This window comes from Desulfobaculum senezii, assembly GCF_054657395.1.
Window position 1 is genome coordinate 662714 of sequence record NZ_BAAHYU010000003.1, and the last position, 10534, is coordinate 673247.

The 10534-nt window shown below is 55.4% G+C and carries 9 protein-coding genes and 1 tRNA gene; 4 read left to right on the forward strand and 6 right to left on the reverse strand.

What is annotated here, in order from left to right; genetic code table 11:
- Positions 1 to 108: 108 nt before the first annotated feature.
- The 4 genes from feoB to ACYQ2T_RS12030 all read right to left on the reverse strand — a co-directional run bounded on the left by feoB (position 109) and on the right by ACYQ2T_RS12030 (position 4263).
- Positions 109 to 2298, reverse strand: coding sequence for a ferrous iron transport protein B (gene feoB, locus ACYQ2T_RS12015; protein ID WP_459900839.1), 2190 nt, complete (start codon positions 2296 to 2298; stop codon positions 109 to 111).
- A gap of 3 nt (positions 2299 to 2301) precedes the next feature.
- Positions 2302 to 2541, reverse strand: coding sequence for a FeoA family protein (locus ACYQ2T_RS12020; protein ID WP_404843561.1), 240 nt, complete (start codon positions 2539 to 2541; stop codon positions 2302 to 2304).
- Positions 2542 to 2753: 212 nt separating this feature from the next.
- A complete protein-coding gene (locus ACYQ2T_RS12025) occupies positions 2754 to 3038 on the reverse strand; it encodes a FeoA family protein (protein WP_459900841.1) in 285 nt (94 codons plus the stop codon).
- Between the two features lie 103 nt (positions 3039 to 3141).
- Positions 3142 to 4263 carry an AMIN domain-containing protein gene (locus ACYQ2T_RS12030; RefSeq protein ID WP_459900842.1) on the reverse strand — a complete coding sequence of 374 codons (1122 nt, stop codon included), beginning with the start codon at positions 4261 to 4263 and terminating at the stop codon, positions 3142 to 3144.
- Between the two features lie 380 nt (positions 4264 to 4643).
- Between ACYQ2T_RS12030 and ACYQ2T_RS12035 the strand changes: the two genes are divergently transcribed.
- The 4 genes from ACYQ2T_RS12035 (at position 4644) to ACYQ2T_RS12050 (ending at position 8153) form a co-directional block, all read left to right on the forward strand.
- Positions 4644 to 4734 (forward strand) — tRNA-Ser (locus tag ACYQ2T_RS12035).
- Positions 4735 to 4854: 120 nt separating this feature from the next.
- Entirely contained in the window at positions 4855 to 6603 is a 1749-nt protein-coding gene (locus ACYQ2T_RS12040; RefSeq protein WP_459900843.1) for a DUF6538 domain-containing protein, read from the forward strand.
- Between the two features lie 299 nt (positions 6604 to 6902).
- Positions 6903 to 7259 (forward strand): hypothetical protein, encoded by a 357-nt coding sequence (locus ACYQ2T_RS12045; RefSeq protein WP_459900845.1) that lies wholly within the window; start codon positions 6903 to 6905, stop codon positions 7257 to 7259.
- Between the two features lie 150 nt (positions 7260 to 7409).
- A complete protein-coding gene (locus ACYQ2T_RS12050; RefSeq protein WP_459900847.1) occupies positions 7410 to 8153 on the forward strand; it encodes a hypothetical protein in 744 nt (247 codons plus the stop codon).
- Between the two features lie 180 nt (positions 8154 to 8333).
- Here the strand turns inward: ACYQ2T_RS12050 and ACYQ2T_RS12055 are convergent, their stop codons facing one another.
- Entirely contained in the window at positions 8334 to 8963 is a 630-nt protein-coding gene (locus ACYQ2T_RS12055) for a recombinase family protein (protein ID WP_459900849.1), read from the reverse strand.
- A 1287-nt stretch (positions 8964 to 10250) separates the two neighbouring features.
- Positions 10251 to 10478: a hypothetical protein gene (locus tag ACYQ2T_RS12060; RefSeq protein WP_459900851.1), complete on the reverse strand. Its 228-nt coding sequence runs from the start codon at positions 10476 to 10478 to the stop codon at positions 10251 to 10253.
- Positions 10479 to 10534 lie beyond the last annotated feature (56 nt).

The window sequence follows — 10534 nt, forward strand, 5'->3', positions numbered from 1 at the left end:
CAGGGGGTGTGCCCGCGTTGCGGTACATGCGTTTTGTCAGCGCTCTGACGGAAAAGGCCCCCGCCTGGAGAGGCGGGGGCCTTTTATGCATTTGTGGCGAGGCGTCAGCTAGCCGAGGCCAACGAGGCGGCCGCCCTGATAGACGGCTACGGCTATGAAGTAGGCAAAGGCCGTGTTGAAGCCGAGGGAGAAGAGCGCCCATTTCCATGATCCGGCCTCGCCCTTGATGGCGACGAGGGTGACGAAACATGGGGCGTAGAGCAGGATAAAGAGCATCAGCGCCGAGGCGCGCAGCGGGTTCCAGTCCTGCGAACCGGCAAGGCGTTTGGCAAGGGAGCCGGATTCCTCGGCGGCGTCGCCGAGGGAGTAGGCCGTACCCAGCGTGGAAACGATGACTTCCTTGGCCGCAACGCCGCCGACGAGGGCGATGTTCACGCGCCAGTCAAAGCCGGCAAGGGAGCCGATGCCCTCAAGGGCGGTGCCCATGCGTCCGGCAATGGAGCCGCGCAGGCGGGCTTCGTCGCGCTCGGCGTCCAGTCCGCGCAGGTTGGCGCGCAGAATCATGGCGCGGGAGGAGTCCTCGTGCACGGTGGCCAGCTCGGCCGTCATGTCCTGCCGTTTCTGTTCAAAGGCGGCCTGCTGGTCGTCCGACAGTCCCGGGAAGGTCATAAGCGCCCACAGCAGGATGGAAATGGCAAGGATAACCGTGCCCGCCTTCTTAATGTACTGCCATGTGCGTTCCCACGTATGGATAAGCATGCCCCGCAGGGTGGGGAAGCGGTAGGGCGGCAGTTCCATGACAAAGGGAGTGCTGGGGCCCTTGATGATGGTTACGCGCAGGATGCGCGCCACAATAAGGGCGGCGGCCCACCCCGCCAGCGTGATGAGAAAGAGCGCCTTGGCCTGATGGCCGGGGAAAAAGACGCCTATGAGCAGGATGAACACCGGCAGCTTGGCCCCGCAGGTCATAAACGGCGCGGTGAGCAGTGTTGCCAGCTTTTCCCTGCGGCTTCGCAGGGTGCGCGCGGCCATAACGCCGGGAACGGCGCAGCCACCGGCAATGCCGCCGGAGACAATAAACGGCATTACCGAGCAGCCATGCAGGCCAAAGATGCGAAACAGCCGGTCCAGCATATAGGCGATGCGCGCCATGTATCCCGAGTCCTCAAGGAACGAGATAAACAGAAAAATGAGCAGGATGAGCGGCACAAAACTCAGCACGCCGCCCACGCCGTCGATAACGCCGGAAACCAGCAGCGACTTGAGCAGGCCGTCCGGCAGGGCCGCGGACGTGGTGTCCGACATCCAGCCAAAGAAGGCCTCCACCCAGCCCATGGGCACTTCCCCAAGGGTGAAGGTGAGCTTGTAGACGGCCATCAGCACAAGGAACATGCCCAGCGGGCCAAAAAAGCGGTGCGTGAGCACGCGGTCCAGCTGGTCCGAGAAATCAATGCGCTGATGGTCCGTGCTGCGGGTCAGGACGCCCTGCTTGAGGAGCGAGGTGATAAAGCCGTAGCGGTAGTCCGCAATGATGGCTTCGGGGTAGGTGCTGAGTGTTTTTTGACAGTGCTCGCTGACCTCGGCTGTCATCTCCTCAAGGGAAGCGGCGACGGCCTCATTGGCGCTGCGGCCCACGGCGAGGATTTCCTCGTCGCTTTCAAGGTACTTGAGGGCGAGCCAGCGCGAGGGGTAGCGGCTGGTCAGGAAGGACTCCGCCTCGATGAGGTCCGTCATGCGCGTGAGCACCGGATCAAGGTCCGGACCGTAGGAGATGGTCAGCGGCGTCCAGCGGCCATCACGCTTTCGGGCGAAGGTCGCGGTCTGCGTCAGCAGTTCGGGCACGCCCTCGCCAGTGCGGGCCACGGTTTCCACCACGGGCATGTCGAGCAGCTCGGACAGGCGCTCTACGTCAATGGTCATGCCGTGTTTGCGAGCCTCGTCCATCATATTAAGGGCAAGGGCCACGGGGATGCCCATCTCCATCACCTGCACGGCAAGGTACAGGTTGCGCTCAATGGCGGAGGCATTCAGCACGTTGACGACGATGTCGGGCTTATCGTCCACCAGCACGTTGCGGGCGACGATTTCCTCCTGCGTGTAGGCCGTGAGGGAGTAGGTGCCGGGCAGGTCAACGATGTGGAAGCGCGTGCCGTTGATGTCGGCGTAGCCTTCCTTTTTCTCAACGGTGATGCCGGGGTAGTTGCCCACATGCTGGCGCGCGCCGGTAATGGCGTTGAACATGGTCGTCTTGCCGGCATTGGGGTTGCCGGCAAGGGCCATGGAAATGGTTTTGGGCATGGGCTACTCCACGATGTCCACGGTGATGTGGTCGGCTTCGTTGTTGCGCAGGGAGAGGGTGAAGCCTTTCATGCGCAGGGCGACAGGGTCCCTGAGGGGCGCACGGCCGACGACCTGAACTTCCGTCCCCGGAACAAGACCCATGTCCCGGATGCGGCGACCCAGTTCGCCGTTGGCTCCAACGGTTTTGATGATGGCCCTCTGGCCGACCTTGAGCTGGCGCATATTGATGATGGTGCCCATGGGGTCTCCTTATAGCATCCCCCGCGCCGTGCGGCGTGAGGGTGATATTCGTTCTCATTTTTTCCGGCTCCGCTATACACTAAGACGCGGCGGACCGCCAGTGAAGAGGCGGGAGAAAAAATTCCCGCCTTGCCCCGCAGGGCAATGAAAAACGGCGCTGAACCAGAGTGGTTGAGCGCCGTAATAGAGCTAAGGGGTGGAGACGTGTCCGGCTAGGAGGCAGAGGCCTGGTTCTTCTGGCCGGAGAGCGGGGTGGCAAAGATGTTCTGCGCCATATCATCACCAAGGATGAGGTCGCTGTTGCGCACCCGCAGGCAACATGAGCCAGCCGCATGGGAGCAGACTTCGGCCTCTGTGCCCGGGGTCAGCCCCATGGCGAGGAGCCTGCACCGCAACTTGGGACAGCCTTGGATGTCCGCAATGGCGACCCGGCTTCCGCAGGGGTAGTCACACAGGGTTCGTCCGTGTCGCCGACGATGGCATTTCCGTTTCCACATGTCTTGGAAGTATGCCTGTTGATAATGAATGTCAAGTGCTCATGTGTAATAAAGAGCAAAATGGTCGGAATACCGTGGCAGTGCTTGGCGTGAAGGGCTGGTATTATTGGAGAATTGTGACGTGAAGGCCAGAGCCGTTGGCGCTGATTGTGGGCGCTCTGTGCAGAGGTTTGGCGAGGTCAATGACCATGCGGAGCTTGTCCGCGTGCACGCCGGTGCGCACGCTTTTGACGCCGCCGGTGTTGACGTGGGTGGTGGTATCGCCCTTGTAGTGCCAGCGTCCGGGCACGTCGATGACAAAGCGGCTGGGGCCGCCAAGGGAAAAGGTGCGGATGTCGCCAGGAGCGTGGGTTGTGGGCAGGGTGAGGCGCAGGGCATCCGGGGTGGTGGAAAAGGTTACAGGTGTCGCGACGGCAGGACGCGCCGGAGGCGCGGCTTCAGCGACCTGCGGGGCGGGGATGGTTTCCAGTGGCTCTTCCGGTGGCAGGGCGTTTTGCGGCAAGGCGTCCGGAGGCAAGGTGTCTGGAGGCTTTGGGGCAGTGGCTGCAACGGTTGGCGCAGGCGCGTTGCCGGGCTGGGCGCCTCCAGCCGTGGCGGGAGTTCCTGTGCCGGACTCGGGCGCAGGCGTGGGCGGTGTGGCCGGAGAGACGGGTTTGGGTTTGGCGGCGTCCGGCGTGAAGGTGTGCGGATTGGGCACAGCTCCGGCAGATGAGGGCGGAGGGGCGGCGCTCCCTTGTGCGGGGGGCGTGCCGGGGGCGACCTTGGGGCGCGAGTCCTTGAGCACGGCGTTCGGGCTGGGAATGGGGGCACTTATTGGGGCGGCCTTGGCGACGCGTGTCGCGGGGGCTCCGGTTTGGCGGCTTTTCTTGGCTGCGTTGACCGATGCGCCCTGCACGCTTTCCGCGCCGGGGGGCGTCATACGTACTGTGGTGGCGTTTGTGGCTGTCATGGGCTGAACGTTGCGCCGTACGGAGTTTGTGCCGGTGAACTCCTCGCCATTGATGGGCAGGTAGCCCGAATGCCACAGGGCGGCGCCAATTCCGGCAAGCAGAACGACAAGGCCCAGCGTCCGCGTCAGCGGGGCGGCGCTGTCACCGGCGACCCAGTTGCGCTTGCCGCACCGCAGGCAGGTGTAGGGCTGGACGGGGAGCAAGGACAAAAGGCGCTTTACCCCCTTGTGCCGCAGGCCTATGACAAGGTCGTATCCACATTCACTGCATTGCATGCGCTTCTCCGTCCGTCTGCTGTGTCGACGCCATGCGCCGGGTGGAAGGATAGTCCGCATTGTAGCGGCTTTGCATCTTTGCGCAAGGGGTTTTGCCGTGGCTTGGCTCTGCTGGCATGTTGGGGGCGTCTTTCTCGATTATGCTGGGGCGCGGTGGTTTTTGCGGCGGCATGTGCTGGGCAACATGGGGAGCCGTGCTGTTTTGGCGTCGCGCAGGGGCCGAGGGACTTTGTGGGATAATGCTGGGGCGCTAGCGAGGATTTTTCAAATTTGATGTTGACAAACAGGCCGAGAAACACCTATTTGAAGCGTCAGCCGACGCCAATGGCGCTGGCATCGCTCCGCATGGAGCACCCAAGGCGCGCAACGCGTGCACACTTGGAGAGGTGGCCGAGCTGGCTGAAGGCGCACCCCTGCTAAGGGTGTATAGGGGGAACCCTATCGAGAGTTCGAATCTCTCCCTCTCCGCCATAGTGAACAGAACCCCCTGAAATTCAGGGGGTTTTTCTTTTTGGGCCTCCCCCAAAATCCCTCCTAGTACAATGCGGTAGTACAAAGCCGTCTCCCAATGGACGGGAAGGATTTCCTTCAATGTACTCCACAGCCCCATCGTATTTGCTCCGTCAGGGACAGGTGTTCTATTTCCGTATGGCACTTCCCAAAGACATGAAGTACCTCATCGGTAAGTCTGAAATTCGTCGTTCTCTCAAAACTAGACTTGTCCGCGAAGCCCGTCTAAAAGCCTCACGGTTGGCTAATGGGTTATATGAAGTATTTGAAGCCGTGAGGGATTCTATGAGCAATAAATTAACCCCTGAGGTAATCCGCTATATCGTTGAGAGTTATATTAAGCGACAGCTTGATAATTATGAGGCGTACCGCTTGGAGCATGAGGGTCCAATTCCGTTGGACAGGGCTTCTGTGATGGGACACGAATCAGATTGGAGCAAGCTCAAGAGGGAATTTACGAAGCATGTGGAGCGAGGCAAGCTTGATGAGGTTGATGACCTCGCACAGGATTACGTCTCAGAGTTTGGAGTTGAAGCTGATAAGTCCTCGCTGGAGTACAAAAGCCTCCAAAAGGAACTTCTTAAAGCCCGTGTCAAATGGGTCAGTATTGAGGATAAGCGAAGTCACGGGGACTATAGTGACACGGATTCAGGTCTAAGTTTTTTAACTCAAACAGCTTCCTCCGGCATACCTACTCAGCCTGTTCCCCCGGTAGGGTTGGGGAGTATCCCTCAGCCTTCCAATCATATTCTTCTGTCCGATGCCGTAGAGAAGTACATAGCGACGAAGACGGAAAGTGGTGCATGGCGCAAGTCAACCATTAAGGATATTCCGCCACATCTTCGTGAATTTGCTCGTGTGATTGGTGGTGTGCCAGTTTCGGAGCTTAGCAGGGACCATATGCGGTTCTACCGCCAGTATATTTCCAGTAGGCCTGCTCGAATGAGTAGTAAAGAGCTTACAAAGGCGACACCTCAACAAATCGTTGACAGGAATGTTCCGCCAGATAAGCGACTCCAACCGAAATCCATCGACAACAGGTTTGTGAACGTCCGTGGCTTTCTGAATTGGTGTGAGGAAGAGGAATACACTTACAAAGCTCGGAATTTGAATGCGATTCTTAAGCTTGAGAAGGCTCAGAAGAAGGAAATGAAGTCCTCAGGGCGAACGCATTTTTCGCTTGATGATTTGAAGTCTCTTTTAAAATCTCCGGCATATGCTCAGGATTCTCATGGGGCGGCCTCAAGACACTGGGTGCCGCTCATCGCCCTTCATACCGGTGCACGTATCGAAGAAATCTGTCAGCTCACTTTGTCTGACATCTGCCAGAAGGACGGGGTGTGGGTGTTCGACATCAACGACCGAGACGGGAAGGGTCTGAAGAGTGAGGCGGGTGAGAGGCTGATTCCGATTCACCAGACTCTGATTGATATCGGTCTGCTTGAACGAGTGAAGTATCTTAAGGCTAAGAAGCACTCTCGACTCTTTCCTGAGCTTCAGACAAGAAAGAGTACGGAGAAATATAGTGACAGAGTGTCCACATGGTTCACCCGTTACAGGCGTGAGTGTGGGGTTACAGGTTTAGGAAAGGTGTTCCATTCGTTTCGGCATACGTTCATTACCGAATGTCTCCGGAATGGAGTGAGCCGTAATCTGTACAAGGAAGTTGTGGGCCATCAGAAGGGTGATGCAAGCGATGTAACAGCCCTGTATGAGCACGGTTATCGTATTGAGACTCTACGCGATGAAGTGGTTGCCAAGGTAGATTTTTCTGAGGCTCTTGATGTTCCGACGTTGAGAGCAAGTAGGTGGGTGAAGAGTATAAAGTAGTTTTTGTGGCTCGTAGAAGAGAAGAGGTATGTAGCCGGAAAACAGAGTCTTCTCTTGTTCGGATGACTCATAGTACCTGCTACTCCATAGAGTTCAGTTTTTCCGCCTCTACTGGGGTCTTTTGAGCAAAGAATGGGGCGAATCAGGTGCGCTCGGGAGGATTTGCGGTATTAGGTCGAAAGGTTTACCTTTTGTGATGTATGTTGAGTAAGATAACTCGTCAGGATGACGGGATGTTCTTCCAGCGAACTCACTCAGGGACCTGCGACACAACTATATCCACAGAGGTGCACATCATAATGACTCTTGATGAACCAAAGTCTACCGAGTTGAGGGAAGTCGTTGCGGCACAGTCGGACCTGATTGCCGGACAAAAGGAACTCATCAACCAGCTTCAAAAAAAGTCAGTGAAAGACTACCTCGTAGGCGGTGCAGTTGGTGCCGTGGTGGGCATCATTATCGGATGTGTGCTGTATGCCTCGCTGGTGTCTCCTTCGGCAGGGCCTACCCTTGGCGTGGCTGGTTCTGGCGGGGGTTCTGGATGGGCGATGCACGTCTTCTCGGTATTCGTGCTTACGGTTGTCGGACTTGTAATATGGGTAAACACCTTGGCGAACAAAAAGAACAGTAGCCCAAAGGGCAACAGCGCATCATAAGCATGAGCTAACGTGCCTCTTGGCTCCTGCCCCACCTCGAAATGAATAAGCCGAATTTTGAGTCGTTCCTCTTGGGGATGACTCACAGTGCCTGCTTCTCTATAGAGTTCAGTTTTTCCGCCTCGACTGGGGTGTTTTGAGGAAAGAAGAATGACGACAAAGAAGGACCGCCAGACCAACAGCATTACCCCGGCGCAAAGAAAGCAAGCGTATGCCGCTCGATACCGTCGCGCAAACCGAAACAATGTTCTCTTTCACTACCTCCTCTCGGTATTCAAAGACGACGAAGAACACGGCAAAGCAACATCCAGAGAGACACTGGCCACCCTTGCAGATGAATTTATGTTGGACCGGAAGGAGCAGCGTGGGATTGAGCTTCTTCCCAAGAATGAGGTCCGGGATACGATTACCTCTATTCTGAAGAACGGTCACAAGTACTACAGTCAAAATTGGGCAACCCGCAACTTCGGCGCGATGGACCTCCCGGAAATCGACTGGTCCGCAATGAGTGACAGCGAACGCGAGAAGGAAATCCGGAGGCGGCAGAGTGAGGGGGCTAAGTTCTCCCGCCAAAAACACGCAGAGAAGTCCAAGGACGCCGTCCTAAGGACTTACAATGGCCTTGCCCAAGCAACAGGCCAGATACCGTCTAAAAAGGCCGTGGCGCGCGAGTCTGGCGTGTCCCTACCTACCGTGCGGAAGTATTGGCCGACTACCCCTGAGCCTGAAGCAGTTCCGGCTGAGGTCAGAGTGGATTCCCCTGAAGGAGTCACTCTTTCCCCATCTATGAGGGGAGAAAACAAAGTTAGTAGTATTACCGCGAAGCGGCTCTCCCCGAAAAAAGAAAAAATGCCTTCTCTTCCTCTTAGGGGGGTGTGGGGTACTAAGGACTGACGGCAAGCAATTGGAAGTGAAGCAACAAACTTCCCTCAAGGTTTTCCTCAGTATTCTTTGGGGACCACAGATACAGACATACGAAACTATACCCCTGTAAAATAGTAGGAATTGAGAAAGACCAAGAAAGCACTCCCGACGAGCCGGATATACCCTCCCGGTTGAATTACACTTCTACCCTTAGCCTAGGTAACTGTAGAGTGTCTGGCGACTGATACCGTACTCACGGGCAAGCTGGGCTTTGGAAATGGTCCCTTCGGACGCCTTGGCTTTCAGTTCCCTCACCTGTTCAGCCGTAAGCTTTGCCTTCCTTCCCTTATACTTCCCTTGGGCCTTGGCCTTAGCGATGCCTTCCTTCTGCCTTTCCAGAATCATACTCCGCTCGAACTCAGCGAATGCCCCAAGGATTTGGAACATAAGCTTCTGGTAGGAGTCATCACCTCTTCCGCCAAACAGCATGTTCTCTTTGTGGAACTGTACCGAGATGCCACGCCCATTCAAGGTAGTGACGACCTCCTGTAGCTCTCTCAGATTCCTTGCGAGTCGGTCGATGCTGTGGACATGTAGGGTATCCCCTTCCCTCAGATACTCCATGCAAGCCTGTAATTGCGGCCTGTTGGTATCCTTGGCGGATGCCTTATCTTCAAAGACCTTGTGGAGGCTGATACCGTCCAACTGCCGCTCGGTATTCTGAATGACCGTTGAGACTCGGATGTAGCCTATGTGGTGTCCGCCGTGGGGATGGGTGACAGGAACAGCATCAATGTCGCGGTCCGTCGCGTGTTCGGTGGCAGTAGTCATTATGGTCATGGTAGGCGTAGCTCTCCCTTAAAAGAAGAATGAAGGTAGTCCAGAGTTGAGGGGATAGTCCCACTCGACATGTCTTCTTGGGGTCTAAGGGATGGCTTTACACATGTCAAGAAAATACAAATTGGAATCCTATCTTGACGGAGTTCTGGTAGATACACGGTGTAAGGTTAGGGTATAGTCTAAGTTGACAAAATCATCGCGGCCTTGGTTCTCGTATGTCACTTTAAGCAAAGCCAAGGCAAAGGGGGCGCATTATGCTGTGCTGTTTTAAAAAGAGTTGCCTTAACTGTGGCTTTCTTGCAAAAGACAATTGTGACGGATACAAATTTTCACTAAAAGACTCAGAGAGATGTTCTTTCCGAAATCAATCAAGACCTGATAGTGAACACTTTTCTGTTGGATGTCATAAAAAGCTTTGGAATGAGGGGTATGATGAATTCAACTTGACTGAAGAAGAGTTGTGCAGGTCAATTACAAGATTCAGACTTTGTCCTTTCTTTGTACGATACAAACCACCTGTGTCACTTTTGGGGTACTCTGAACTCCTTGAACATAAACATAAACACAGAGGGCTTATACTCGGCGGGATAATAGGCACCATTAGTTCTATTTTGTCCTCTTTTGTGATGTACATGATATCCCACTGATTGCTAAATAAAAACAACGAGAACCTGAACTGTGTGCGTCTTGCTATATTGAAACTTTACAGTGCCCTGCTCTCCCCCCCACCCCACGGGGGAAACCAGAACACACGCAGAGGAAGAGATAGCCCCTCAGAAATTTCTGTCGGATTTCACCGTTCGGTCTGGCTCTAGCCAGTGTGGGTACCTCTTCCTTTCTTGCGTGCGTATGCTGGCTCCTAGAGGCTTTATCGACCTCCCGTCAGCTCCTACCGTGTTTCCTTCTGGTAGACATCGTATCCCTTTCTGTGGGCTACTCGTGGATGCATCCCGAATCGGTATTGCCGTGCGGGACATTTTTTAGCAGGGCACAGACGGACCTCCTTCATGTAGCCTCCACAACACTCCAAGCAGTAAGCTCTGATAGCCTCCATAGGTGTCAGATACCCCTCGCCCCTGTCTTCCAGCTTGACTCGCTTGCCCAAACGGTAGGGATGTAGTGGGCAATCTGTAGAGTCACACTTTTTCACCTCGCTACAGCTTCCAGCACATTCGTGGCATTTTGCCTGTATATCCTTTAGGGCTGTTTCGTAATGGACCTCCAGCGGCTCCAACTTGAATGTGGCGCGCTTCTCTTGTCGGGAATTCATGGCTTTCTCCATTCTCCCTACCCTCCGAATCCGCTGGTCTTTGGTTCATGGGAGCCTTCATGATTGCCTTCAAAATTCCTAAGGATTGCTCGCGCAAGTGCATCAAAGGCCGCAGCGAATTCTGCTCTGAGGGCTAAGTCTTCGTCCGCGTCATATATTGCTTCTATGGTGGTCTTGTCTGAGACCGTGGACGTCGATGTTGCGGTTGCTGTTCTCTCTTTAAGTTTTACGATGGACTTTCTCATTGTTGGTTCATTCTCCTGTGCATTTTTTTGATTGAAGTCTTTCTGACGATACTGAG